29 protein-coding genes and 1 tRNA gene are annotated in these 25012 nt (G+C 70.9%); 14 read left to right on the top strand and 16 right to left on the bottom strand.

Features of this window, described 5'->3' with window-relative positions:
- Positions 1–46: 46 nt before the first annotated feature.
- Genes V5O40_RS12255 through V5O40_RS12240 form a run of 4 tightly spaced genes read right to left on the bottom strand, consistent with a single transcriptional unit; the run spans position 47 to position 3333 of the window.
- The gene (locus V5O40_RS12255; protein ID WP_332905547.1) at positions 47–1471 is read right to left on the bottom strand and encodes an FtsX-like permease family protein; all 1425 of its coding nucleotides are present in this window, start codon (positions 1469–1471) and stop codon (positions 47–49) included.
- Entirely contained in the window at positions 1468–2169 is a 702-nt protein-coding gene (locus tag V5O40_RS12250; RefSeq protein WP_332905546.1) for an ABC transporter ATP-binding protein, read from the bottom strand. The genes V5O40_RS12255 and V5O40_RS12250 overlap by 4 nt, the downstream gene beginning before the upstream one ends.
- Positions 2166–2702, bottom strand: a complete 537-nt coding sequence (locus V5O40_RS12245) for a PadR family transcriptional regulator (protein WP_269740320.1) — start codon at positions 2700–2702, stop codon at positions 2166–2168. The genes V5O40_RS12250 and V5O40_RS12245 overlap by 4 nt, the downstream gene beginning before the upstream one ends.
- Positions 2703–2760: 58 nt before the next feature.
- Positions 2761–3333, bottom strand: a complete 573-nt coding sequence (locus V5O40_RS12240; RefSeq protein WP_332905545.1) for a TIGR03086 family metal-binding protein — start codon at positions 3331–3333, stop codon at positions 2761–2763.
- A gap of 91 nt (positions 3334–3424) precedes the next feature.
- Here V5O40_RS12240 and V5O40_RS12235 point away from each other — a divergent pair, with 91 nt between their 5' ends.
- Complete coding sequence (locus V5O40_RS12235) at positions 3425–4153, top strand: helix-turn-helix domain-containing protein (protein ID WP_332905544.1); 729 nt, start codon at positions 3425–3427, stop codon at positions 4151–4153.
- Positions 4154–4192: 39 nt separating this feature from the next.
- On the opposite strand, the gene V5O40_RS12230 is transcribed toward V5O40_RS12235, so the two are convergent.
- Genes V5O40_RS12230 through V5O40_RS12205 form a run of 6 tightly spaced genes read right to left on the bottom strand, consistent with a single transcriptional unit; the run spans position 4193 to position 9772 of the window.
- A complete protein-coding gene (locus tag V5O40_RS12230) occupies positions 4193–5728 on the bottom strand; it encodes a SpoIIE family protein phosphatase (RefSeq protein ID WP_332905543.1) in 1536 nt (511 codons plus the stop codon).
- A gap of 1 nt (position 5729) precedes the next feature.
- Positions 5730–7079 carry a sensor histidine kinase gene (locus V5O40_RS12225; RefSeq protein WP_332905542.1) on the bottom strand — a complete coding sequence of 450 codons (1350 nt, stop codon included), beginning with the start codon at positions 7077–7079 and terminating at the stop codon, positions 5730–5732.
- Positions 7076–8098, bottom strand: a complete 1023-nt coding sequence (locus V5O40_RS12220) for a SpoIIE family protein phosphatase (protein WP_332905541.1) — start codon at positions 8096–8098, stop codon at positions 7076–7078. Before V5O40_RS12220 ends, V5O40_RS12225 begins: the two co-directional genes overlap by 4 nt.
- On the bottom strand, positions 8086–8505 hold the full coding sequence (locus V5O40_RS12215) for an ATP-binding protein (protein WP_332905540.1): 420 nt from the start codon (positions 8503–8505) through the stop codon (positions 8086–8088). Before V5O40_RS12215 ends, V5O40_RS12220 begins: the two co-directional genes overlap by 13 nt.
- Positions 8502–8912, bottom strand: coding sequence for an STAS domain-containing protein (locus tag V5O40_RS12210; RefSeq protein WP_332905539.1), 411 nt, complete (start codon positions 8910–8912; stop codon positions 8502–8504). The genes V5O40_RS12215 and V5O40_RS12210 overlap by 4 nt, the downstream gene beginning before the upstream one ends.
- Positions 8912–9772, bottom strand: a complete 861-nt coding sequence (locus tag V5O40_RS12205; RefSeq protein ID WP_332905538.1) for an STAS domain-containing protein — start codon at positions 9770–9772, stop codon at positions 8912–8914. The genes V5O40_RS12210 and V5O40_RS12205 overlap by 1 nt, the downstream gene beginning before the upstream one ends.
- Before the next feature lie 164 nt (positions 9773–9936).
- Here V5O40_RS12205 and V5O40_RS12200 point away from each other — a divergent pair, with 164 nt between their 5' ends.
- Positions 9937–10293, top strand: a complete 357-nt coding sequence (locus V5O40_RS12200; RefSeq protein ID WP_093403921.1) for an STAS domain-containing protein — start codon at positions 9937–9939, stop codon at positions 10291–10293.
- Between the two features lie 10 nt (positions 10294–10303).
- Here V5O40_RS12200 and V5O40_RS12195 read toward each other — a convergent pair whose 3' ends face one another.
- The gene (locus V5O40_RS12195; protein WP_332905537.1) at positions 10304–11743 is read right to left on the bottom strand and encodes a CynX/NimT family MFS transporter; all 1440 of its coding nucleotides are present in this window, start codon (positions 11741–11743) and stop codon (positions 10304–10306) included.
- 50 nt (positions 11744–11793) lie between these two features.
- Between V5O40_RS12195 and V5O40_RS12190 the strand changes: the two genes are divergently transcribed.
- The 4 genes from V5O40_RS12190 (at position 11794) to V5O40_RS12175 (ending at position 13857) form a co-directional block, all read left to right on the top strand.
- On the top strand, positions 11794–12477 hold the full coding sequence (locus V5O40_RS12190; RefSeq protein WP_281582842.1) for a FadR/GntR family transcriptional regulator: 684 nt from the start codon (positions 11794–11796) through the stop codon (positions 12475–12477).
- A gap of 38 nt (positions 12478–12515) precedes the next feature.
- Positions 12516–12989 carry a large conductance mechanosensitive channel protein MscL gene (gene mscL / locus V5O40_RS12185; protein ID WP_332905536.1) on the top strand — a complete coding sequence of 158 codons (474 nt, stop codon included), beginning with the start codon at positions 12516–12518 and terminating at the stop codon, positions 12987–12989.
- 82 nt (positions 12990–13071) lie between these two features.
- A complete protein-coding gene (locus tag V5O40_RS12180) occupies positions 13072–13305 on the top strand; it encodes a hypothetical protein (protein ID WP_332905535.1) in 234 nt (77 codons plus the stop codon).
- 192 nt (positions 13306–13497) lie between these two features.
- Positions 13498–13857 (top strand): hypothetical protein, encoded by a 360-nt coding sequence (locus V5O40_RS12175; protein WP_332905595.1) that lies wholly within the window; start codon positions 13498–13500, stop codon positions 13855–13857.
- 107 nt (positions 13858–13964) lie between these two features.
- Here V5O40_RS12175 and V5O40_RS12170 read toward each other — a convergent pair whose 3' ends face one another.
- On the bottom strand, positions 13965–15053 hold the full coding sequence (locus V5O40_RS12170; RefSeq protein WP_332905534.1) for a helix-turn-helix domain-containing protein: 1089 nt from the start codon (positions 15051–15053) through the stop codon (positions 13965–13967).
- 62 nt (positions 15054–15115) lie between these two features.
- Between V5O40_RS12170 and V5O40_RS12165 the strand changes: the two genes are divergently transcribed.
- The 5 genes from V5O40_RS12165 to V5O40_RS12145 all read left to right on the top strand — a co-directional run bounded on the left by V5O40_RS12165 (position 15116) and on the right by V5O40_RS12145 (position 19031).
- Complete coding sequence (locus V5O40_RS12165; protein WP_269740333.1) at positions 15116–15835, top strand: PP2C family protein-serine/threonine phosphatase; 720 nt, start codon at positions 15116–15118, stop codon at positions 15833–15835.
- An 83-nt stretch (positions 15836–15918) separates the two neighbouring features.
- A complete protein-coding gene (locus tag V5O40_RS12160; protein ID WP_332905533.1) occupies positions 15919–16257 on the top strand; it encodes a PadR family transcriptional regulator in 339 nt (112 codons plus the stop codon).
- Entirely contained in the window at positions 16254–17072 is an 819-nt protein-coding gene (locus V5O40_RS12155; protein ID WP_332905532.1) for an ATP-binding cassette domain-containing protein, read from the top strand. Before V5O40_RS12160 ends, V5O40_RS12155 begins: the two co-directional genes overlap by 4 nt.
- Complete coding sequence (locus V5O40_RS12150) at positions 17069–17761, top strand: ABC transporter permease (RefSeq protein ID WP_332905531.1); 693 nt, start codon at positions 17069–17071, stop codon at positions 17759–17761. The genes V5O40_RS12155 and V5O40_RS12150 overlap by 4 nt, the downstream gene beginning before the upstream one ends.
- A 55-nt stretch (positions 17762–17816) precedes the next feature.
- Positions 17817–19031, top strand: a complete 1215-nt coding sequence (locus V5O40_RS12145) for a hypothetical protein (protein ID WP_332905530.1) — start codon at positions 17817–17819, stop codon at positions 19029–19031.
- Positions 19032–19125: 94 nt separating this feature from the next.
- Here V5O40_RS12145 and V5O40_RS12140 read toward each other — a convergent pair whose 3' ends face one another.
- Positions 19126–20175 (bottom strand): NAD-dependent epimerase/dehydratase family protein, encoded by a 1050-nt coding sequence (locus tag V5O40_RS12140; RefSeq protein WP_332905529.1) that lies wholly within the window; start codon positions 20173–20175, stop codon positions 19126–19128.
- A gap of 90 nt (positions 20176–20265) precedes the next feature.
- Entirely contained in the window at positions 20266–20751 is a 486-nt protein-coding gene (locus tag V5O40_RS12135; protein ID WP_332905528.1) for an anthrone oxygenase family protein, read from the bottom strand.
- 174 nt (positions 20752–20925) lie between these two features.
- Here V5O40_RS12135 and V5O40_RS12130 point away from each other — a divergent pair.
- Positions 20926–20997: transfer RNA gene (locus V5O40_RS12130), tRNA-Lys, on the top strand.
- Between the two features lie 85 nt (positions 20998–21082).
- Here V5O40_RS12130 and V5O40_RS12125 read toward each other — a convergent pair.
- Positions 21083–22303 (bottom strand): tyrosine-type recombinase/integrase, encoded by a 1221-nt coding sequence (locus V5O40_RS12125; RefSeq protein ID WP_332905527.1) that lies wholly within the window; start codon positions 22301–22303, stop codon positions 21083–21085.
- A 150-nt stretch (positions 22304–22453) separates the two neighbouring features.
- Between V5O40_RS12125 and V5O40_RS12120 the strand changes: the two genes are divergently transcribed.
- Together V5O40_RS12120 and V5O40_RS12115 are read left to right on the top strand one after the other, a co-directional pair.
- Positions 22454–22957: a hypothetical protein gene (locus tag V5O40_RS12120; protein ID WP_332905526.1), complete on the top strand. Its 504-nt coding sequence runs from the start codon at positions 22454–22456 to the stop codon at positions 22955–22957.
- Between the two features lie 397 nt (positions 22958–23354).
- Positions 23355–24212, top strand: coding sequence for a hypothetical protein (locus V5O40_RS12115; RefSeq protein WP_332905525.1), 858 nt, complete (start codon positions 23355–23357; stop codon positions 24210–24212).
- Positions 24213–24498: 286 nt separating this feature from the next.
- On the opposite strand, the gene V5O40_RS27930 is transcribed toward V5O40_RS12115, so the two are convergent.
- A complete protein-coding gene (locus tag V5O40_RS27930) occupies positions 24499–24993 on the bottom strand; it encodes an SLATT domain-containing protein (protein ID WP_408631868.1) in 495 nt (164 codons plus the stop codon).
- Positions 24994–25012: the final 19 nt, after the last annotated feature.

Genomic DNA, 25012 nt, shown 5'->3' with positions numbered 1-25012 from the left:
CCCGGGACCGTCGGTGCTGCCCCGGCCGGCGTTCCCGGCGCCGGGTCTAGCCGGCCCGCAGTTCCGTCACCTCGGTGGCGGACCGCAGGAACAGCAGTCCCAGCCCGATCACGACCAGCACCGCGACGATGGCACCAGCACCCTGCACCGCCAACTGCTCCAGCGGTACGTCGGGCGTCCGACCGTCCTGGCTGAGGTCGCCGGTGAGCAGTCGACCGATGGCGTACCCGGCGCCGAGCGCGATCAGCACGGCCGGCACCACGGGGGCCAGGATCTGCCAGGCGATCGAGGTGCCGATGGTGGCCCGGGGCACGCCGGTCGCCACCAGGGCGGCGTAGGTCCGGCGACGGGAGACGATCCCCTCCACCAGCGTGACGAGCAGACCGGTGGCGGCGATGGCCACCGCCACGGCCACGGCGAGGTCGACCAGATCCATGGTGTTCAGGTAGAAGGAGTCGTACGAGCCGTCGCCACCGAAGCCGGCCAACCGGTTCTGCTCCTGTTCCAGTTCGGCCCTGAGCTGGAACGAGGCTCGGAAGGCCGCCGCGCCGCCAGCGATGATCAGAGCAGCCAGCAGGGCGGCGAAGGTACGGCTGCTGGCCCAGGGGTCGTCGGTCAGCCGGCGGGCCGCCAGCAGGGCGGCCGGACGCCGGGCGTGACGGTGCAGCGTCCGCCCGGCCAGATGCGAGATCCAAGCGGTCCCGAAGATCACCCCCATCACCGCACCGAAGATGCCGAGCAGCACGACGAGGGCCAGCCATTCGACGGCGGCGCCCCGCAACGCCCACTGGATCGGTTCGACCATCGCCGCCGCCAGCACGCCGAGCCCGATGAGCAGCGCCGGCCACGGCCGGGGCGACCCGGTGCGACCGGCCCGGCGGACCACGCCGAGCGGCGTGGTGGCGACCCGACCCAGCAGGACGACGGTGGCCGCCGCGGCGAGCAGCGGCAGGCCGAGCACCACGATCGCCATCGCCGGCACCGGCGGCAGCACGTCCGTGGGCAGGGCCAACTGGCCGTTGGCGTCGGGACGGTGCAGCACCGACCGCCCGACGAGGTAGCCGGCCAGTCCGACGAAGGTGCCGACCAGGCCGGCGAGCCCGGTCTCCAGCATCGCCACCCGGGTCACCTGGCCGGGGGTCGCACCGGCCAGCCGGAGCGCGGCGAGCCGACGGTCCCGCGCCGGCGCACCCAGCCGGGCGCTCTGCCCGGCCAGGGCGAGTACCGGGATGGTCAGCAGCACCAGCGCGAACGCCGTCCCGCCGCGCAGCCCCGGCTCGCGCAGCAGCGCGCTGACGTACTGCTCGGACTGCTGCCACGGGTCACCCGGTGGCCTGGGGATGGCCAGCATCGTCAGGGCGGCGAACCCGGCCAGGCTGGCCAGCATGGCGCTCAGCGCGGTCAACGCCACCCGGGCGGCGTCGGTGCGGTTGCCGGCCAGCGCCAGCCTGGTCAGGGTCGCGAGGCTCACCGGGAGCCGCCGGCGAGCGGCGCGTCGAGGCCCAGGCCGGTGTGGTCGATCACGCCGTCGCGCAGGGCCACCTCACGATCGGCGTACGCGGCGATCCGTGGCTCGTGGGTGACCAGGACGACGCTGGTGTGCTGCTCCCGGGCCAGCCGGACCAGTTGGGTGAGCACCTGCTCCCCGGCGAGGGTGTCCAACGCACCGGTCGGCTCGTCGGCGAAGAGCACCCGTGGTTCGGTGACCAGTGCCCGGGCGGTGGCGCAGCGCTGCTGCTGACCACCGGACATCTCACCGGGGCGCACGTCGGCGCACTCCGCCACACCCAGCCGTGCCAGCCAGGTGAGCGCCGCCGTCCGTGCCGCTCGCCGCCCCGTGCCGGCGAGCAACAACGGAAGGGCGACGTTCTCCGCCGCGGTCAGCTCGGCGACGAGCTGACCGAACTGGAACAGCACCCCGAATTCGGTACGCCGCAGCCGGGACCGGGCCGCCTCGGACCAGGTGTCCAGCCGGTGCCCCCGCCAGTTCACCTCACCGGCGTCCGGCCGCAGGATGCCGGCGAGGCAGTGCAGCAGGGTGGACTTGCCGCAGCCGCTCGGCCCGGTCACCGCGACGATCTCCCCCTCGTCGATGTCGAGGGTGATGCCCCGCAGCGCGGGTGTGGGTCCGTACGACTTCACCAGACCGCGAGCCTGAAGTAGCGTCACGAGTGCACCTCCCGGTGCCAGTCGGCGACCCGGTCCAGGGTGGTGTGCAACCACCGCAGGTCGGCGTCGAGATGGGCGATGGCGAAGTCGGCCGCCACGACGTCGTCGACGCTGGCCGACCGGGCCGTCTTCAGTGCGGTCAGCTCACGCAGCCGCTCGGTGTGGGCACGCCGCTGCGCGACGAGGTACGCCCGCGCCCGGTCCACGTCGGCCACCAGCAGCGCCACCACGACCTTCGCGAACAGCGGACTGTTCACGTACGGCATCGGTGGCTCGACGCTGCTGAGCCACCGGTCCAGCGTGGCCCGCCCCTGCTCGGTGAGCGTGTACGCCGTCCGGTCCGGGCCGGCGAGGCGCTCCGGGCCGGTGGACGCCACCAACCCGTCCCGCAGCAGCCGACCCAGCGTGGCGTAGACCTGCCCGAACGCCAACGGGCGGGCCTGCGGCAGCCGCGTGTCGTGGGCCCGCTTCAACTCGTAACCGTGCATGGTGCCGGTGGCGAGCAGACCCAACAGCAGGTGCGGTGTGGACACCACGCCACTATTCACTGAGTGAATAGTGGCGTCAAGGTCGTTGCGGGCGGGTCGCCGTTCAGTCGACCGGGGACCAGGCCGGGTCGCGGCCGGTCACGCCGAGCAGCCGAGGCAGGTCCGGCGGGCCAGCCTCGACCGGCACCGCCTCGGCGAACACGCCCATCTGCCGCGCAGTCGGACCGAGCTGGCCGGTCAACTCGTGCAGCGCGGGCAGCACCTCGGCCGCCGCCCCGTACGGCTGACCTGTGGCGACCGCGAGGTCCCAGCCGTGCACGGTCAGGTCGAGCAGCGCCATCGCACCCACCATCGGCTGCGGCATCCCCATCCCCGGCGAGACGCCCTGCTCGCTGGCCGGGTCCGACCACGCCTCGACCAGTCGGCGGGTCTCGGCCGCGAACCGGTCGCGCCAACCCTCGGTGAGGTGGTCGGGCTTGTCGACCCAGGTCACCGGCGAGCGACGGGCGAGGGTCTGGAAGTTGACCACCACCTCGTACAGGTGGTTGATCAGGTCACGGACCCGATAGTCCCGACAGGGAGTCGGCAGGTCGAGCTGGTCATCGGTGATCTGCCGAAGCACCGCCACGGTTCCCGGCGCCGCGGCCGCCAGCAGGTCGCTAGTGTGAGTGGCCATAGGGCCAGCGTATGAGGGTGGTCTTGAACAAATGCGACAGCCGCGCGCAGATCACCGGGGGATCCTCGACCCGGCCCGGTTGAGGCGGCGGGTGCGGTTCCGACGGCACCTGCCCGCGGTTCCGTTACGCCACTGGGTGGAGCACTACTGGCTGGTCGACTGGGACCTCACCGAACCGTTCGAGCAGCGGATCGTCCCGCACCCGGCGGTCAACGTGGTGTTCCAGCGCGACGGTGACGGCCCGGAGCGCGCGGAGGTCGCCGGCGTCGGCACCGAACTCTTCTCGATCACCCTGACCGGCGCCGGGCGGGTCAGCGGAGTGCAGTTCCGGCCCGGCGGGTTCCATCCGTTCTGGCGGCGGTCGGTCACCGAGCTGACCGACCGGCGACGTCCACTCGCCGACCGGGCAGACCTCGACGTGACCCCGGTCTGCGCCGGCACGGACGCCGAACGCGGCCAGGCGCTGGACACCCTGCTGACCGGCTGGGCACCCCGACCGGATCCGGTGAACGACGAGGTGATGCGCCTGGTCGAGACGATCCGGACCGACCGGAACGTACGCCGGGTCGACGAGTTCGCCCGCGCGCACGCGGTGTCCGTCCGCCGGTTGCAGCGGCTCTTCCTCACCCACGTCGGAGTCGGTCCCAAGTGGGTGATCCGCCGCTACCGGCTGCACGAGGCGATCGAGCGGGCGGCGGACGGGCTCGACTGGGCCGGGCTCGCCGTCGAACTCGGCTACAGCGATCAGGCCCACCTGGTGCGCGACTTCACCGCGACGACCGGCGTCTCCCCGGCCGCGTACGCCCAGCGCCGCCGGTAGGTCGGTTGCTGGCGTCGAGAGGGGGTGCCGCCCAGCACCTCAGCGGCGGCGGAGAGCGACCACGGCCACGTCGTCCTGGATCTCGTCCGGGGCCAGTTCGACGAGCAGTCGCTCGCAGAACCGGTCGAGGTCGTCGTCGACCTGGCTGGCGCACGCCGAAAGGGCGGTAAGGCCCTCGTCGATGGTGGCGTCCCGTCGTTCGATCAGACCGTCGGTGTAGAAGACCATCGTCGCACCGGCCGGCAGCACGAACTCCAGATCGGCGGGGCGGGGCGCGCGCACCCCGAGCAGCGGCGCGGCGTGCTGCACGTACTCGGCCTTGCCGTCCTGCACGATCAACGGCGGCAGGTGACCGGCGCTGGCCAGCCGGACGTGACCGGTGGTCGGTTCCAGCAGCAGCACGCAGATCGTCGCCAGCTCGTCGGGCAGCAGCGTACGCATCAGCTCGTTGACCCGGTGCAGGATCTCACCCGGCTGGTGCCCCTCCACCGCGTACGCCCGCAGCGCGTGTCGCAGCTCGGCCATGATGGTGGCGGCGTGCAGGGAGTGACCGGCCACGTCCCCGATGGCCAGCAGCAGGTGACCGTCGAGCATCACCAGTTCGTAGAAGTCACCGCCCACCTCGGTCTGGGCACTGGCCGGCTCGTAGCGCACGGCCAGGTCGAGGCCGGTGATCCGTGGGATCTGCCGGGGCAGCAGGCTGCGTTGCAACGTCACCGCGATCCGGTGCTCCTCGTCGAAGGAGCGTTGCGCCTCCACGGCGGAGGCCACCGCCTGGGCGAGCTGGACCAGCACCGGGGTACGCGCGGTCTGCGTCGCGGTGGGTACCACGACGTAGAGCGGCGCGCGGTCCTCGCGCAGCCGGGCGGCGGCGACGGTGACGGTGTCGCCGGCCGGCCAGTCGACAAGCGACCAACCGTCCGGCTCCTGCACCACGACGGTGGCGCCGGTGGGCACCCCGGTGTCGTCGACGATCCAGGGCACCACGCGGGGCTCGGCACCGGGCCCGGCGCAGATCCCGGCGAGGCAGTCCCCGTCGAAGGTCTCGGCGACCACCGCGGCGGGGCTCTTGAAGATCTTCGCGGCGCCGGACGCGGCCGCCTGCAGCAGCTTGGTGAAGCTCGGCGCGGCGTGCACCGCCACGCTCGTGTCCGCCAGCCCGGTGAGCCGCTCGGCGAGCAGCTCGGCCCGCTGCCGGGCCTGGTAGTACCGCAGCACCGACTGGGCGGTGGCGACCAGTTCCTCCGGTTCGATCGGCTCGGCCAGGTAGGCGTCCGCGCCCCGGGTCAGGCCCTGGGTCCGGTCGTTCGTGTCGATCGCGTGCGCGGACACGTGGATCACCGGCAACGCCGGGTGCGCCGACTTGATCCGCTCGCACACCTCAAAACCGCTGAGGTCCGGCAGCCGGACGTCGAGCACGACCAGGTCGATCGGGTCCACTCCGACCCGGCTGAGCGCCTCGCCACCCGTTTCCGCCTCCAGCACCGTGAAGCCGGCCCGGGTCAGCCAGTTCACCAGGAGGTAGCGCTTGGTGCGACTGTCGTCGACCACCAGCACTGTCGCCGCGCCGTCCACGTCACGTCCCGTCCGTGGGCAGCCGCACCGTGAAGGTGCTGCCGCGACCCGGCTCACTGGCCAGGTCGAGAGTGCCGCCGAGCAGGTTCACCAGCCGCCGGGCGTACGGCAGGCCGAGGCCGGTGCCGCCGACCCGGGTCGGGCCGGGCGCCTGGTAGAACTCCTCGAACACCCGGTCTTGCAGCTCCGGCGGGATACCCGGTCCGGTGTCGGAGACGGTCAGCCGCCAACCGTCACCGTGCCGCTCGGCCCGCAGCCGGACCTCGCCCGCGGTGGTGAACTTCAGGCCGTTGTGCAGCAGGTTGCGCAGCACCTGGGCGAGCAGCACCTCGTCGGAACGCACCGTGGCCGGCGTGGCCGGCTCCTCCACGACCAGGGCGACGCCGTCGGCGGCCGGCAACGCCCGCAGCGTGCCGCGCAACTGGCCGAAGACGGCCCGCAGGTCCACCTCGGACCACTCCGGCTCGATCCGCCCCGACTCCGCCTTGGCCAGGTCGAGCAGCTCGTTCACCAACGTGAGCAGATCCGACGCCGAGGCACGGATGAGGCCGACCTGGCGTTCCTGCTCAGTGGTCAGCGGGTCGGACGCGGAGTCGCCGAGCAGGCGGGCCAGCCCGATGATCGCGGTCACCGGTGCCCGCAGCTCGTGGCTGACGTTGGCCAGGAACCGGCTCTTCGACTCGCTGGCCGCGCGCAACTGCGCCGACTTCTCGTCCAGCTCCGCGTAGAGCGCCACCACGCCCTGGTTGGTCGCCTCCAACTCGTCGGTGAGCTGCTGGTAGAGCGCCATCACGCCCTGGTTGGTCTGTTCCAGTTCCTCGTTGAGCCGGGCCAGCTCGTCGCGCTGGTTGCGCACCTCGTCCAGGGCGTTGATCAGTTGGAGGTTCTGGGTGGCGAGTTCCTCCTCGGCGGTGCCCGGGGCGCTCTCGCCGAGTTGGGCACGCAGCTCCGCCAGGCGCTCGTCGGTGAGCGCCCGGGCGGTGGCCGGAACCCGTCGTGACATCCTGACGACCGTAACCCCCTGAACCGTCAGCACGCTCAATGTGTCCACCAGGCGTGCCACCGCGCCCGATTCCGGCTCGTACCGCCCGCCTGGCAGGAGCGCCACCGGAGTGAGATCGACGTGCAGGTGACAACGGCCGTCCGGCGATTCGGCGACGGCGAAGACCACGTCGGCACCGCCGACCGCCCGCAGCAGGTCCCGGGCGACCTCGCTCAACGCGGTGGCGATCCGGACCTGGTCCTGATGCTCCAGACCGACCGCCGCGGCGACCTCCCGGCCACGCTGGCGGACCACGAAGATGTCCTGCTCCACCCGCAGCGCCATCCTCAGCACCGGCGTCGTGGTCATGACCAGGACCTCGCCACCAGCACCCCGGCGTCGTCGCGCCGGATGCCGGCGTCGCGTAGCAGGGTGGCGGCCACCACCAGGGGTGCCCGCCCGGCCAGACCCGGGTAGTCGGCCAGTCGCCACCTGTCGACCACGCCGTCGGTGTGCATGACCAGCAGGCTGCCCGCCTCGAACGGATAGTCGTACTGCCGGATCACCGGTCGTTGGTGCCCGGCGATGCCGGGCAGCGAGACCAGGCCGCGACGGCGGCCGTCGCCGGTGGCCACCACGCCGGTGATGTTGCCCAGCCCGGCGTAGCGCAGCATGCCGGCCGCCGGATCCGGCTCGGCCACGGCGAGGGCCGCACCACGGGTGTGCGACATCGCCCGGTGCAGGTGACCGACCACCTCCGCCGGTGAGTCCGCTGGGGCGTCCCGGAAGGCGGCGAGCGCCGCGTCGGTGGCCGCCGCGGCCAGCGGCCCGTGCCCCAGTCCGTCGGTGACCAGCACCTGACGGCGGTCGCCCACGATCCGGACCGCGTAGCCGTCCCCGCTGACCGTCTCCCCGGTCAACGGCCGGGTCAGTCCGCCGACCCAGGACGCCGCCGGGTCGGGGGCGGCGAACACCCGTACGGCGATGACCGTCCCCCGGCCCGGCCGCGAGTACGCGTCGAACCAGCTCGCCTGCCGGACGATCGCGCCCAGACCGATGCCCAGGGTGCCGACGGTGGAGTGCCCGTCGCGGGCGGAGTCGGCGAGGTCGACCATGCCCGGACCGGTGTCGACGGCGATCATCTCCACGCCGGCGTCCAGCTCGCGGCGTACCGGTCGGAGCAGCAGCAGCCCGTCGTCGGCGTGCTTGATGAGGTTGCTGGTCAGCTCGGCGGCCACGATGGCCAGGTCGGCGATCCGCCCGGCGGGCAGACCCAACTGGCCGCCCAGCCGCTCGGCGGCCCGCCGCACGGCACTGCCGGCGCTGCCGTTCTCCACCCGGAACCAGGTGCCCCGGTCGGCGACCGGCTCGACGGTCACCGGGACCACTTGGTGATCGTGATCCGGGTGCCCTGGCCGGGCGCGGTCTGGATGTCGAACTCGTCGACGAGTCGGCGGGCGCCGCTGAGGCCGAGGCCGAGGCCACCACCGGTGGTGTAGCCGTCGGTCAACGCGAGATCCAGGTCGGCGATGCCGGGACCGGAGTCGGCGAAGACGATCCTGATGCCGGCTCGCCGGCCGTTGTCGATGGCGGTCACCTCGACCGTCCCGCCGCCACCGTAGACGAGCGTGTTGCGGGCGAGTTCGCTGGCGGCGGTGACCACCTTGGTCTGGTCGACCAGGGAGAGCCGGACCGCCACGGCGACGGTACGCACCAGCTGACGGACGCGTACGACATCCTCGTCGCTGTCGACCGCCTGCGCCTGGGGGCGGCCCAGGTCGACCCCGCTCGTCACGGTGACGCCGTCGGCTCTGGGACCGGATCGTCGTCCGGCTCGTCGTGGTCGTCGGCCCGGTCCATCGCGATGAGTTCCATCCCCCGCTCGACGTTGAGTGCGGTCCGGATGCCGTTGAGCGACAGCCCCAGCTCGACGAGGGTGATGGCGACGGCCGGGCGCATCCCCACCACCACGGTCTCCGCGTCCAGCACGCGGGAGATCGAGGCGATGGTGGAGAGCATCCGACCTACGAAGGAGTCGACGATGTCCAACGCGGTGATGTCGATGATCACGCCGTGGCAACCGGTCGCGACGATCCGCTCGGCCAGGTCCTCCTGGAGGGCGACCGCCGTCTGGTCGGACATGTCGACCTGGATGGAGACCAGCAGGATTTCGCCGATCTTGAGGATCGGCACCCGCTCCATCACGCCTCCCGACGCGACTGGCGGCGGGACGTCTCGACCCCGGTGAGTCGCAGCACGTGCCGCAGCGCGTCAGCGAGGCTCGCCTTGGTGGCGATGTCACCGAACTCGATGCCGAGCGCCACGATGGTCTGCGCGATCTGCGGCCGGATGCCGGAGATGATGCAGTCGGCGCCCATCAGCCGGGCGGCCACCACTGTCTTCAGGATGTGCTGCGCCACCTGCGTGTCCACCGCCGGTACGCCGGTGATGTCGATGATCGCGTAGGGCGAGCCGGTGTCGACCAGGGTCTGCAGCAGCCGTTCCATCACCACCTGGGCGCGGGCCGAGTCGAGCGTGCCGACCAGCGGCACCGCCACCACGCCCTCCCAGAGCTTGACCACCGGAGTGGAGAGCTCCAGCAGTTGCTCGGCCTGGTCGGCGATCAGGCTCTCCCGGGTGCGGACGAAGGTCTCGAAGGTGAACAGGCCCATCTGGTCGACGAGCGCCGAGAAGGAGACGTAGTCACGCAGCGTCGCCGCATCCTGGTCGATCTCCAGAACGCTGAGCAGCGCCTCCTTGAGAGCGAACACGCCGGTGGCCGTCTCGGTGGCGGAGAAGCCCTGCCGGGCCTGGCCGCGGGAGAACTCGGCGAGCACGGCCCGCAGCTCGGTGGCGTCCTCGGCGTTCAGGTCCACCGCGCCCTTGCTGAGGGCGTCGACCACGGCGCGGTGCAGCTCCTGCACCTGCCGGACCAGTTCGGCCTGACTGAGCCGGCCCCGCAACTGCCCGGCGATGATCTCCGTCCACCGCTGGGTGACCAGCTCGGCCCGGCTGGTCAGCAGCTCACCCAACCGGCCGCTCTCGTCAGCGCTGAGCGCCATGGCAATACCCCCTAGACCTGGACCGGCCGGACTCTATCACCGGGGCCCGACGAACTACTTGTCGCAGAGCAACGGAATGACGGTGACCACCTGATACTGCTCCCGTTCTGCGCACCACGGTCCCGGTGGGATACCGTTCCACCGATAAACAGGAGGTCTGGCGAATGTCCTTGACGGTGCACACGGAACAGCGCGGTGACGTGGTCGTCGTGTCGGTCGCGGGCGAGTTGGACATGGCCACCGCACCGCAGTTGCAGGACCAGATCACCGACCTGCTCGACAAGGGGCGCAGTCGCCTCGTGTTCGACCTGTCGGACGTCTCGTTCTGCGACTCTACCGGTCTGTCGGTCTTCGTCCGCGCGAAGAACAGCTGCGACGAGGCCGGCGGCGTGGTCCGGCTCGCCGCGCCCCAGCGCGGCGTGCTGCGGATCCTGGAGGTGAGTGGCCTGGTCGAGGTGCTGCACACGTATCCCACCGTCGAGCAGGCGGTCGCCGGCGATCCCACGCCGGCCTCCTCCTGACCGTGACGACTCAACGCTCGTCCTCGATGTAGCGGGGGCGAGCGATCAGCACGCCCGCGCAGGTCTGCACGGCCAGGGCGACCAGCAGGAAGCCGATCGGCGCCAGCCATCCCCCGGTCGCGTCGTGCAGGATCCCGACCAGCAGCGGCCCCAGCGCCGCGATGACGTAACCCGTGCTCTGCGCGAAGGCCGACAGCGCCACCGTGCCGTCGGCGGTCCGGGCCCGCAGCCCGATGGTGGCCAGGATGAGCGGGAAGGCACCCTGCCCGAACGCCAGCAGCACCACCCACACCAGCGCCCCGCCGCGCGGCGCGAACGCCAGACCCAGGTACGCCAGGCTGGAGGCGGCGGTCAGCGCGAAGACCAACGGCCGCAGGCTGCCCAGTCGGCCGGCGAGCGTCGGCATCAGCAGCGCGATCGGCACCCCGAGCGCGGTCACTCCGGCGAGCAGCAGCCCGGCGTCCTGCGGGCGGAAACCCGCGTCCCGGAACATCTGGGCCAACCAGCCCATGATCGCGTAACCGCTCAGCGACTGCGCCCCGAAATAGACCGCCATCGCCCAGCCGAGCCGGGTGCGTCCCGGTCGGACACCCGATCGGGCGGCGATGCCACCGCGCCGTGCGGCGGTGCCGACGCGCAGCGCCGCCGGCAGCCACGGCAGTACGGCCACCGCCGCCAGCCCGGCCCAGACACCCAGCCCGGCCCGCCAACTGCCGAAGGCGTGCGCCACCGGCACCGCGGACGCGGCGGCCACCGTCGTACCCACCGTCAGCGCCATCGTGTACGCCCCGGTGACCAGCCCGGTGCGATGCGGGAAGTGCTGCTTGACGAGCATCGGCAGGAGGATGTTCGCCACCGCGATCCCGGCCAGCGCGAGCGCGCTGGTGACCAGGAACACCACGGCGGAGCCGGTGACCGCCCGCAACACCTGCCCGACGGTGAGGGCCAGCATCGCCAGCACCAGCAGCCGGGCCGGGGAGAACCGGCGGACCAGCCACGGGGTGGCCGCGCCGAGCCCGGCGAACGCGATGGTGGGCAGGGTGGTGACGAGTCCGGCCATCGTCCCGGAGAGGGCCAGCCCGACGCGTACCTCGTCGAGCAGCGCGCCGAGGCTGGTGACGGCGGCCCGCAGGTTGAGCGCCACCAGCAGCATCCCGGCCAGCACCAGCCATGTCGGGTTGACCCGGGACGTGGTCGGAGCCGCGCCGCCGGCCGGGCCGACCGCGCCCGCCAACCCCGCAGTCGTCGCCACCTCGCGGGTCGGGACGCCCTGACCGGTGACCGCATGCGTCGGGCGGGCCAACGTCACCCGCGCGTGGCAAGTCCGGGCGGCCTCGCGGGTGACCGCGTCCGTCGGGATGGCCTGGCGGGTGACCGCGTCCGTCGGGATGGCCTGGCGGGTGACCGGGTTCCTCGGGACGGCGGGGACGGCAGGGGATGACGGGGGCATGACCTCGAACCTACAATCATGGGATGAATTTCGGCGAGAGGTTGTAACCAGTGCCACCGGCAGTCGATGCCACCCCGGTGCCGCCGCGCGGCCGGCGGGTCCGGGAGACGATCGCCCAGCTCCGGCAGCGGATCATGGACGGCGAATGGCCGGTGGGCGGCCGGATCCCCACCGAACCGCGACTGGTCGAGATCCTCGGCGTGGGGCGCAACACGGTCCGCGAGGCGGTCCGCGCGCTGGCCCACGCCGGGGTGCTGGAATGCCGTCAGGGCTCCGGCACCTACGTCCTCTCCACCGACGAACTCGCTCCGGTGGTGGCCCGCCGGCTCACCGACGACCGGATGACCGAGGTGATCGAGGTACGCCGCGCCTTCGAGGTGGAGGCCGCCCGACTCGCCGCTCGGCGGCGTACCCCCGAGGACCTGGCCGCCCTCGACGACGCGCTCGCCGCCCGCGAGGCGGCCTGGCGCGGCGGCCGGGTCGCCGAGTTCGTGGCGGCCGACGCCGCGCTGCACACCGCGGTGGTCGCGGCGGCCCACAACGCCATGCTCGCCGAGCTGTACGCCTCGGTCGGCACCGCGATGCGCAGCACCCTCACCCAGGCCATGGGCGACGCGCTGACGCCGGACCGGCACGTCGACCACGCCCGGCTGGTGGCCGCCATCCGGGCCGGCGACCCGGAGCTGGCCGCCCGGGAGGCCGGCACTTTTCTGGAGCCCCCGCCCGGGGCATAGGTTGTCCCCGACATAGACGGGACACCTCGGGAGTACGGATGCTCAAGGGCTTCAAAGACTTCATCATGCGCGGCAACGTCATCGACCTCGCGGTCGGCGTCGTCATCGGTGCCGCCTTCACCGGCGTGGTCACCCAGCTCACCAAGTCCTTCCTGGAGCCACTGATCCGGGTCTTCGTGCTGCTCATCACCGGCAGCGACGAGGGCATCGCCGGCAGCGCGCCGACGATCCGGGGCATCGCCTTCGACTGGGTCGCCTTCGTCAACGCGACGATTACGTTCCTGCTCACCGCCGCCGCGCTGTACTTCCTGGTGGTGTTTCCGATGAACCGGCTGGCGGAGCGTCGCCAGCGGGGCGAGGAGCCGCCGCCGGCCGCGCCGAGCGAGGAGATCAAGCTGCTCACCGAGATCCGGGACGCACTTGTCGCCGCCGGCCGGACCACCCCCGCCCAGCAGCGCGGCGCCCTGGACGACGTGCTCGGCCGACGGGACGAACCGCCCGCCGCGCGCTGAATCCGGCAACCGCACATCGGCCCCTGCGGGAATCCCGCAGGGGCCGCCTTGTGTCGAACAGATGTTCGATAGAGTCCGAGCCATGGAGCAGCGGAAACACCTGTGGAACGGGAAGTGGGGGCGGCTGGCCCGGCGGGACGTCTTCCTTCGGGCGGATGCCGACCGATGGTTCGTCGAGCAACGCGCCGGCGGCGCCGAGGGCGTCTCCCGGTTCTACGAGTACGACACCGTCGACGAGGCCGAGGACACCATCCGCGCACTGCTCCAAGGCACCGACACCTGGCGCGAACTAACCCCCCGCCCCCCAACCCCCTAACCCACCCACCCCACCCCACCCCACCCCCCGCTCGCGTTGATCAAGAAGTTTTGGTCGGGATTCGCGGCGCTGGCGACCAAAACTTCTTGATCAACCGGGTGAGGGTGGGGGTGGGGCCAGGGGGTGGGTGGGGGTGGGGTGGGTTTAGGGGGTGGGGAGGGTGGGAACCGCGCGGGGATGGAGCAGCAGGGCATCGATCAGCGGACAACCCTCTCGCGGGTCACCACCGGCATGCGGGTGGTCGACTCGGCCGGCGTCGACGTGGGCACCGTGGACCTCGTGCAGCGCGGCGACCCGAACGCGGTGACCGTGCAGGCACCGACCACCGACCCCGGGAGCAGCCTGGACGAACTGATCGAATCCGCGACCGTGGCGGAACCGGACGTGCCGGCGGACCTGGCCGCCCGACTGCTACGCACCGGCTACCTCAAGGTCTCCACCGAGCTGGTACCCACCGGCGCCGTCTACGTCCTCGCCGACCAGATCTCCACCGTCACCCCCACCGAGGTAACCCTCAACACCCCCGCCGCCACCCTCCCCCCAGAAGACTGACCCACCCCACCCCTTGGTCGATCATGAAGTTATTGCGGCGGGTAAGCGCTTGCCGGGGTAATAACTTCATGATCGGCGCGGTGGCGGGTGGGATGTTGACGGACCGCCTAGAGGGCCACCTCGGTGCGGGAGGCGGTGCCGGTCTTACGAAGCAGGTTGGAGACGTGCACGGTGACCGTGCGGACCGAGATGCCCAGGGCGCGGGCCACCTGTTTGTTGGACATCCCGGCGACCAGGCAGTCGAGCACCTCCGCCTCCCGGCCGGTCAGGCAGACCGGGAGCGTGGCCGCCGGCCCGTCGGTGGATCCGGACTCCGGCGCGGCACGGCGGCGCGTCGACCGGCCGGGAGCGGACTCCGGCACGGCAGCCCGGGAGGCGGGCACGGCCGGACGGGACGGGGGCGGCGTGGACTCGGCCAGCACCGGCGAGCCGGCCGGGGCCAGCAGGGTGTCGGGATCCTGCCCGGCGTACGCGGCGAGCAGTTCGGTGAGCGCGTACGGGTTGCCGTCGGTGCGCCGCCAGACCTCGTGCACCAGTTCGGGGCGCGGGTCCGGGTACACCTGGGTCAGCACCTCGGCGACCTCGGCCGGGCGCAGCGGGCCGAGGTGCTGTCGCACGACGCCGCGTACCCCGCAGAGGCGGGCCAGGGTGCGGCCGGCGAGTTCCGGTGAGACCGCGTGCGCGGCGGGCCTGGTCGCCACCACCAGCAGGGCCGGCAGTCCGTCGGCGGTGGCCAGTTCGCCGACCAGGTTGAGGCTGGCCGGGTCGAGGGCGTGCAGGTCCTCCACCACGAGCACCGCCGGACCGGCACCGACCAGCACCCGGACGGTACGCACGGCCAGCCGGAGCAGGGTGCCGGGGGCGTAACGCTCACGCGGCGCGGTGGGCTGCTGGGCCAGCCAGGCCAGCGCGTCGGCCGGCAGGTCGAGCCGGGCGGTGTCGCGTCCGCTCAACACCGCGGCCAACCAGTCGTACGGGGCGGGGCTGTGCACCCGGGCGGCGCCGTTGAGCACCACCGCCGGTCGCGGGGAGAAGGTGTCCAGCGCGGCGGCGACCAGCAGGCTCTTGCCCACCCCCGGTCCCCCGGTGACGACCGCGACGGCCGGGGAGCGGCGGCGGCCCGGGACCACGCTGGACCAGGCCCGGTCCAGCTCAGCCAGCTCACCGGCACGCCCGACCATGGACACCGGCAACATTCCTCAACCCTACGCAGTAGTGCGTAGAGACGCGGGAAGGGTCTTCTTGGCAAGCTTGTCCCATGACGCTGATCCTCCGCTCGGCCATCCTCAACGACATCGGTCTGGTCCGGACCAACAACGAGGACTCCGCCCTCGCCGGCGAGCGCCTCGTCGCGGTGGCCGACGGCATGGGTGGCCTGCCCGCCGGTGAGGTGGCCAGCGAGATCGTCATCCGGATCCTCGACGAGCTGGTCCCGCCGACCGCGCCGGACGCCGCCACCGAGGCGCTGCGTGCCGTGGTGAGCACCGCCAACCAGCGCATCCACGCCGCGATCACCGCCGACCCGGCCCGCGACGGCATGGGTACGACGCTGACCGCGGCCCTGCTGGCCGGGGAGACGCTGGTGCTGGCGCAGGTCGGCGACTCCCGCTGCTACCTGCTCCGCGACGGGCAACTACGCCAGCTGACCCGGGACGACACGTTCGTGCAGGCGCTCGTCGACCAGGGTGCCCTCTCCCCCGAGCAGGCCCGCCACCACCCGCAACGCTCGCTCGTCACCCGGGCGGTGCAGGGCGCCGACGCGCCGCCGACGATGGGCGCGGTGACCGTCGCCGCCGGTGACCGGCTGCTGCTGTGCAGCGACGGGCTCTCCGACTACGTGGCCCACGACGCGATCGCCGCCACGCTGGGCATGCACGCCGACCGCCACCAGTGCGGCGAACAGTTGGTGAAGCTCGCCCACCAGGCCGGTGCGCCCGACAACGTGACCGTGGTGATCTCCGATGTGGTGACCGGCTGACGTGCGCCGGCACCGGTCCGTCGGTCCGCCGTACCGCACTAGGTAGTTGTGCCATCTAGATAGCGGCACTAGGGTTTCGGACTGTGGATTCCGACCGTCGGGGGCAGTGGCTGCGCGGGGTGCTCGACCTCTGCGTACTCGCCCTGCTGCGCGACGGCGAGTCCTACGGCTACCAGCTCGCCCAGTCCCTCGACGCCGCGGGCATCGGTCCGATCCAGGGCGGCACGCTCTACCCGGTGCTGCTACGGCTGCAACGCACCGGGCTGGTCACCGCGCGGTGGCGGGAGGGCGACTCCGGTCCGGCCCGCAAGTACTACCAACTCACCGACGACGGGCGAGCGGCACTGCGGCACGGCGGCAACGCCTGGTTGGCGTTCGTGGCCCCGGTGACCGGCATCGTCACGAAGGGGGTCGACGGGTGAACGCCGACGACTGGCTGCGCGCGTTCGCGGCCGAGCTGTACCAGCGCCGGGTGGGCGGGGACACCGCCCGGCACGTGGTCGCCGAAGCGGCCACCCACCTGCGCGAGGGCGGCGGTGACCCGTGGCTGGTCTTCGGCTCGCCACAGGCGTACGCCGCCGCCATCGTGGAGAGCATCGGCACCGCACCCGGCCCGCGCCCGGGCCCCGTCCGGCTGCACGCCCGGGGCCTAACCAAGCGGTACGGCCGACGCGTGGTGCTCCGCGACGCGTCACTGACCGTACGGGCCGGACAGATCGCCGCGGTGGTCGGCGCGAACGGCTGCGGCAAGAGCACCTTCCTACGGATCTGTGCCGGCCTGGTCTCGCCGGACGCCGGGGAGGTGACCGTCTCGGGCCGGTTGGGCTACTGCCCCCAGCAGGGCGGCACCGCCGACTTCCTGCTGCCCGACGAGCATTTCGTGCTGGTGGGCGCCGGCCAGGGCGTGGCACGGGGGCCGGCCCGGCAGGCCGGCCGGGCGGCGGCCCGACAGCTCGGCTGGGACGCCGAGAACGCCGTGCCCGCCCGGCACCTCTCCGGCGGTACGCGGCAGAAACTGAACCTCACCATGTCCACCCTGACGCAGCCGGACGTGCTGCTGCTCGACGAGCCGTACCAGGGCTTCGACCAGGGCAGCTACGTCAACCTCTGGGACCAGCTGACCCGGCTGCGCGACGAGGGACGGGCCATCGTCGTGGTGACCCACCTGCTCAACCAGCTCGACCGGGTCGACCTGGTGCTCGACCTGACCCCCGCCCACCAGGGAGGCCGTTCGTGAACCGGCTGGTCACCGTGGCCGAGATGACGCTGCGCGAGCTGGCGCGCCGCCGGGGCGTACTCCTGCTCCTGCTGTTGATGCCGTTGACCTTCTGGCTGATCCGGCGGGACTCCTACGTCGGGCAGTCCGTGCGTGCGCTGCTGCTCGGCATCAGCTGGGCGGTCAGCACGGCGGCGCTCTTCGCCACCAGCGCGGCCCGTGAACTCGAACCCCGGCTCCGGCTCGCCGGCTACCGACCGCACCACCTCTACCTCGGCCGGATGCTCGGCCTGTGGGCGCTCGGACTGGCGATCTCGGTGCCGTTCTTCCTGCTCACCGTCATCGACGCGAACAACCTGCGGTACGGCGGCATCGCCGTGGCGATGCTCTGCTGCGTGGCCGTGGCCGCACCGTTCGGCATGGTGATCGGTGTCCTGCTGCCCCGCGAGCTGGAGGGCACGCTGCTGCTGCTCACCGTGGTGGCGATGCAGATGCTGCTCGACCCGGCCGACGCGGGCGCGAAGCTGACGCCGTTCTGGTCGAGCCGGGAGATCGCCACCTGGGCGGTGGACCACACCGACGACGGTTACCTGACCCGCGGTTTCCTGCACGGGTTGGTGGTCACCGTGCTGCTGATCGTGACGGTGGCGGCCGTCTTCGCCGTCCGGCTACGCCGACGGCGGCACCTGCACCACGTGCCGAGCGCCTGATCCTCGCGCCCACGGCGGGGCCCAGGTTCGTTGACACAGGCCCTAGCATCACGGAGTGCGCCTCAGACCCTCCATCGTCGCGGTCGCGTGCGGCGTCGCCATCGCCACCCTCACCGCGTGCAGCCCGTCCGTGCCGAGCGCCGACCCGCGCGGCGCGCAGGCCCCGGGGAGCGACACGTCCGCGACGCCGAGCGCGGGGCAGGCACCGGGCGCGCAGACCACCCCGGCGGCTCAGACCGGGCTGGGCAGCAGCCCGAGTGCCAGTGCCAGCCCTACCCCGTCCCGCGCGTCCCGGGCCGCCCCCGACAGCGGCAACCCGAGCGGACGGGTGACCGTGCCGGCGGCCGGGCGGGCGGTCGACACGTCGAAGCCGACCCGCACCGTCGGCAACGGCACCGCCGACAGTTGCACGTCCGCCGCCGTCATCCGGGCGGTCGCGGCCGGCGGCATCATCACCTTCGACTGCGGTCCCGACCCGGTGACCATCCGGATGACCGCCACCGCCAAGGTACGCAACGCCAACGGCCCGCAGGTGGTCCTCGACGGTGGCGGCAAGGTCACGCTCAGCGGGCAGGGCAGACGGCGCATCCTCTACATGAACACCTGCGACGCGTTGCAGGGCTGGACCACCTCGCACTGCGACGACCAGGATCACCCGCGCCTGACCGTGCAGAACCTCACCTTCGCCGACGGCGACGCCACCGGCCAGCGCACCGACGGTGGTGGCGGTGGGGCGATCTTCGTCCGGGGTGGCCGGTTCAAGGTGGTCAACTCGCGCTTCGTCGACAACCGCTGCGACCGGACCGGCCCGGACCTCGGCGGCGCGGCGATCCGGGTGCTCGACCAGCACGACGACCAGCCGGTGTACGTGGTCAACAGCACCTTCACCGGCGGTTCCTGCGCCAACGGCGGTGCGCTGAGCAGCATCGGGGTGTCCTGGGTGGTGCTCAACAGCGTGCTGCGGGACAACGAGGCGGTCGGCGAGGGCGCCAACCCGGCCCGCTCCGGCACGCCTGGCGGCGGCAGCGGCGGGGCGATCTACTGCGACGGCAACACGTTCTCCGTACGCCTCGCCGGCACAGTCGTCGAGGACAACGACGCCCGGGAGGGCGGCGGGGCGATCTTCTTCGTCAGCAACGACCGCACCGGCACGCTGCGCGTCGAGAACTCGACCCTGCGTCGCAACCCCAGCCGCGGCTTCGAAAACCACCCCGGCATCTTCTACCTGGGCTCCGGCAAGCCCACCTTCACCGCCTCCACCGTCCGCTGACCCGTCGACCCTTCCCCGTTGATCAAGAAGTTTGCGTCACCGTCGAGGCGGTTCCTCGACGCGAAGCTCTTGGTCAACAGCGGCGGAGGCGGGGTCAGTAGGGGTTGCCCTGGCCGGCCGGGAGGCTGGGGGGAACGGCGAGGGGCGGGCTCTCGGTTCCGGCGCGCTCGGCCATGCCGGCGAAGAGTTCCCGCAGGGCGGTGACCGAGTCGACGCTCGGACGCCAGCCGAGCTCGGTCTCGGCCCGCTCGCTGGACATCAGCGGCGCGTTGAGCGCCAGCTCGATCCAGCCGGCGTCGACCGGTTGCAGCCGGGCCCGCCAGGTGAGCGTCGCGGCGGCCCGCAGCACCGGGGCGGCCACCGGCACCGTCCAGCCGTGGAAGTGCCGGGCCACCAGCTCCGGAGTCAGCACCGGGTCCGACGCGACGTTGAACGCACCACGCGCGTCACCCATGATCGCCCGGGCGTACGCGTCCGCCACGTCGTCGGCGTGCACCACCTGCATGCGCAGCCGCCGGTTGGTCGGCACCAGCGGCAGCCGGCCGAACCGCAGCAGCCGAACCGGTGCCAGCGGGCCGAGGAAGTAGCGGCTGATCTCGGTGCCGGCCTCCCGCTGGAAGATCAGACCAGGACGCATCCGCACCAGGCGCAGCTCCGGATGGCTCCGCTCGATCCCGTCGAGCATCTCCTCCACCGTCGCCTTGTCCCGGCTGTACGACGACCCGGGTACCCCGGTGGTCGGCCAGCGCTCGCTGACCGGCACGTCCTTCGGACCGGGCGCGTAGGTGCCGACCGACGAGGCGTACACCAGGGCCGGCACCCGCGCCCGCAGCACCGCGTCGACCACCGCCCGGCTGCCACCGACATTGGTCCGGTGCAACACGTGCTGGTCGTGGCTGGGCTGGATCTGCCAGGCCAGGTGCACCACCACATCGGCACCGGCGAAGACTCCGGCCAACTCGTCCGCCGCGCCCGCCAGGCCGATGTCGCAGGAGTGCCACCGCACCCCGTCGTACGGCTCACCCGCACCCGGAGGCGGCAGCCGCCGCGCCACCCCGACGATCTCCACGTCGGGCTCCCGCCGCAACCGACGCAGCACCGCCGAGCCGACGTTCCCGCTCGCACCCACGACCACGATCCGCATGCCCGGTCCGTACCCGGCCAGCCACTTTCCAAGCTTGCCGCCGCCGCCTCGGTGCCCGCCGCGCGCTCGGGCGTCACCGGCACCGGCCGCTCAGCGGGCGAGCAGCGCGCCGATCAGGCAGGCGAAGGCGGCGACCGAGCTCACCGTCCGGACCAGGTTCCAGCGCGCCCAGGGCGACTCGAACCACTGCCGTACCCCCGCCAGATCGTCGATCCCGTCGACCGGCCCGGCGGCTTCCAGCCGGTTGTTGAGCGGCACGTTGCACCGTCCTGTGACAGCGAGCGTGACCAGGTGGCCGACCAGCGCCGCGACGAGCCAGCCGAGCACCGCACCGCCGCTGCCGAGCTGACCGACGACAGCCACCACCACGAGCAACGGCCCACCGAGAAACGCCGACAGGAACCAGCCGTTGATGATCTTCCGATTGATCGACTGCATGGTGCCGACCAGGGTCCGACCGTCGGTCGCGGCAAGACCCGGCATCACCGAGCAGGCGTACGCGAAGAACAGCCCCGCCACCAGCCCGGTGGTGAGCGTCGCCCCGGCCAGCACGGCGAGGCGGATCGGCTCCGACATTGCGGCACCTCCAGGAAGCGGGCAGCCCGGCCAACGACGAGACCGCGGGGCGCTCAGCCGATCCTGCCAACCGGCGTCCACCCGCACCTGACGGGAGCCACCACGACCACGCATCGACCGCGGGCCGGAAGCCGCGAGCCCGCTTCCGCCGGTGTCCGGTAACCTGAGCGGCGCGGGCCGCTAGCTCAATGGCAGAGCTGTGGACTTTTAATCCATAGGTTCAGGGTTCGAGTCCCTGGCGGCCCACTCCGTTCCAGCTCAGCGGCCCTTTGCGGGGCCGCTGTTGCAGTTATCCGGGCCGGTACAGCAGCGAAGTACAGCAGTGGGCCGGTTACCGGTCGAGGGCTTGGCCGAGCCGCTTGAGCGCGTCGCGGGTGGCCGCCGAGGACACCACCGTGTAGATCTCCATCGTGATGGCGAACTGGGCGTGCCGAAGGATCTGCATTGCCACCCGGGGGTGGACGTCCAGGTCGGCCAGGAGCGAGGCGCAGGTCCGCCGGGCGTCCCTGACGGTGATCCGCCGGACGCCTGCCGCATCGCAACGCCGGTCCCGGAAGCGGTTGAAGTTGCGCGGCTCGACCGGCCTGCCGTAGCGGATGGTGAAGATCAGGTCGGATGGCTGCCAGGCCGGGCCGGCGGCATCCTGGGCAGCCGACTGTGCGGTGCGGCGGCGGTCGAGCGCCACGGTGCAGATGTCCGGCAGCGGCAGGGTGGCGTCCGAGGCGGCCGTTTTCGTCTCCCGGTGCAGCAGTTCGGCACCGACCCGCTGGAGCTGCCGATCGATGGTCAACTCCCCCGCGTCGAGATCGACGTCGGCCCAGGTGAGCCCCAGCATCTCGCCCTTCCGTAGCCCGAGCACCAGGACCAGGACGTAGGCGGCGTAGAGCGGGTCGTCGTCGGCGCGGGCCGACTCCAGAAAGCGCCGCGCCTCGTCGCTCGTCCACGCCTTCCGCTTGCGCTTCCGTACCGGCGGCAGCTTCGCCAGGGATGCGACGTTGCGGGAGATCAGCCCTTCGGTGATGGCCTGGGAGAACAGCGTCCGGAGCACAGTCCGCAGGTGGGTGACGCTGGTCGCGGAGGGCAGATCCCGGCAGCAACGGCCTAGAGCACAGCAACGGCGCTGGGTGGGCTTCCGCCGCTCGTCCTTGCCCTGGGCGCAGCACTGGCAGGTCCGCCCCACCTCGTTGATCCACGTCTGGACGTCGCTGACCCGCAGCTTGTCGAGGCGCTTGCGACCCAGCCCCGGTACGAGGTAGAGCCGCACCACCACCTCGTAGGTGACGTAGCTGCCCGGAGCCAGGTTCGGCTTGACGATCTCCCGCAGCCAGTAGCCGGCGTACTCCCCCACCGTCGGCGAGCGCGTCGCCACCGGACCGGCCTTGGCCTGCCCGTGCAGCTTGATCCACTTGTCGTGGACCTCCTCGCGGGTCTGGCCGTAGACCCACTTCCGGCCCCGCTTACCGTCCGGCTTCTCCACCCAGACGTACGCGGCGAACCCGTTGCGGTACGGGAAGATCGAGCCTTCCCCGTTCGCGCGTGACCGTCCGGGCATCAGGCCGCCTCCTGCCGCTCGACCTGGTTACGGATGTAGCCGTCAAGGTTCGCTTGACATGGCGGGCCGGGCGGAGGCCCGCTCCCCCCGAAAGGGCGGGTCGACGGCAGACGGGATGGCCACGGCCTTCTGAATGCATAGCATGACGATGTGGATCAGACTCCTTGGTGGGGCGTTCCGCTGATTGCCGGCCTTTTCGCGATTGGTGGCGTCGTAACATCCCAAGCCGTGGCCTTTGTGCTCGTGAGGCGACAAGAGTACCGCGAGGACAGGCAGCGGTGGGATGTGAATCGAAAGGAATTGTACGCCTCGTTCCTTGTGGCCTCGCACAAAATGACGTTCGCCTTAATGCATAATTGGGAAACAAGCGCACGCGAAGAAACGTTTTCAGAATACGTCGATGCGCTTATCTTTCTCGGAGAGGAAGTGCGTTTGTTGGCGTCGGTGGCCACAAAAGATGCCGCCGTCGCCCTGTATCAAAAGACCGTGCCGATAGCAAATGATCCGGATGCTCGTAGAAAAAAGAACTGGAACGATTTCGAGGACGAATACCTACAGCTAGTGACCTACTTTCATGAGGCGGCCCGAGCTGAGCTAAACGTTCCTGAGGTGCCGACTTTCGCGCGGCGTACTGGCCGACGGACTAATGAGTAGCGCTTGCCTGCAACGGCGTTGCAAGCTCAACGAGAAACGCCGAGCCGACCCCGGCGGGGCCAAGCGTGTGAGTGATCAACTGGGTGACGACCACGACGTTCGACGGCGAACGGCCCTGGACGACGGTGGACGGTGGATCGCCGGTCTTGAGGCTGGCGGCGCCAGGTGGAGACCGGCTGGTGGTTGCCTGGGGGGCAAGGGGTCGACGAGATCCGGGTTCAGGCCGTCGCCAAGCTGCCGGAGGTCGACGGAGAGGGACGACCGCTCTGGACGTGGACGTCGGCGGGTCCTGGCCAGATCGCGTCGGCCGCTCAGGTAGGTTGGGTCGCCGCGATCTTCCGAAGCGTAAGGGCATACGATATGGCGTTGCTTTGCGGTTGAGTGACAGGAGTGGTTTATGATCGTTCAATTGTGGGACTGGCTCTCAAAAACCAATCCCGATGCATGGGCTGCTGGCGCAGGCTGGACGACAGTAGTGATTGCGCTTATTGCAAGCATCGCTGCCTTGCGGCAGGTTCGAGAGGCGCGGCGACTCCGTGAGGAGCAGGCTCAACCATATGTGGTGGCCTACATGGAGCATAGCCCAGCGGACATGCAATTCATCGACCTTGTTATTAAAAATTTCGGGACAACGGCAGCGCGTGACGTTCGCATCTATGCCCAGCCGGCGCTGAAAAGGAGCACTGGACAAGGTGCCGATACCGAGGATGTGGGACTCTTCAAGGTGCTGCCGATCTTGGTGCCGCAACAGGAATGGCGAACCTTCTGGGACTCCGGCATGAACCGCAAAGACACTGACCTCCCCGACGAACATGTCGTGAAGGTCGAGTACAAGGACTCTCGCGGGCGAATAATGGAGCCAACTACGGCTGTCCTTGATTGGTCCGTATACAACAATAGTCAATGGCTTGTGATTTACGGATCTCACCACTCTGCCAAGGCGCTCCGCGAGATCAAAGATGTGGTTAAGAAGTGGGGCGAACATGGTGGTAGGGGGATTTCCGTGTATGCCCGCAGTGGGGACCGTAAGGACGCCAGGCTGAGGCAGGAGTTCGAACGGAGGCGCAGCGCTACCGAGCTGCGCAAGAAGCTGCTTCCGGCAGCTGCGGAAAAGCCGGAGGTTGCAGAGGTCGAAATAACGCCGGCTCCGCCCAGTCAGGCCGGATCGCCCACACAAGAGCAGGTGCTCAACCCCTCGCCCCGCTCAGAACAAGGGGTCGAGCAGGTGCCCGACTCTGCGACTGACCAACAATAAGTGGTGACGGTCCTGATGCTGTTGACAGCAACGGTGACAGCAACCGGGCCGGACGGAGTGGGACAGGGCCGGAAAGCTACGGACTAACCCCTGACGTCAAAGACGTGGACGGACCCTGCCGGACGAAGCGCCTAGAACTTACAAGCGAGGGATCGGCCTGGGTCGTCGCCGGCCGCCAAAGACGACTAGCAGCACCCGAAGAAGTAGCACGTCAGCCACCATCCGAAAGCGGCTAACCTGATGGGCGACGGACGAGCCGACCTGCACGCCGGCTTTGTCTCGGGGCCTACTGCCTTCCGCTAGTCGAGGTGTCGGCCGCTCGCTCCGCGTCCTTCACGAAGAATGCCCGTGACCTCCTGGCTCTGCGGTGGCCGAGCCTCCAGGCGATCCCGGATGGTGGGTCTGCGATTCGATGGATCTCGTTAATCCTCATTGTTAGCTCGCGCACCCGGTCACGGGCACCCTGCGGAGACATGCCTTCCAAGTCTAGCGTGAGTAGCTGGCGAGCGTCGTTGCGCACCTCAAGTGCGGCGTTTGCGCAATTCTGTGCGGTAAGCTCCTTGCGTGCTGGGTTTAGAGCAGCTTGTACACCAGCAAGGGCAGAGGCCACTAGCGCTAAGACTCCTGCCAAGTTCCCTGACGAGGGATCGGACAACGAAATGCCTCCAGCTAGCGCCGCAAGCGCCGCCGCAGGAACCACAAGGCAATTGCTAATGAGTCGCCATAGACGAGCCTGGGCGAACTGGGTACTCGCCCCGTAGTGGGCGTTGTTCTGAAGCAGGATCAGTTCTTGCGCAACT

This window comes from Micromonospora palythoicola (genome assembly GCF_036689795.1).
GTDB lineage: Bacteria > Actinomycetota > Actinomycetes > Mycobacteriales > Micromonosporaceae > Micromonospora > Micromonospora palythoicola.
Note: the sequence above shows the minus strand (reverse complement) of the source record. Positions and strands in the feature narration are given on the sequence as shown.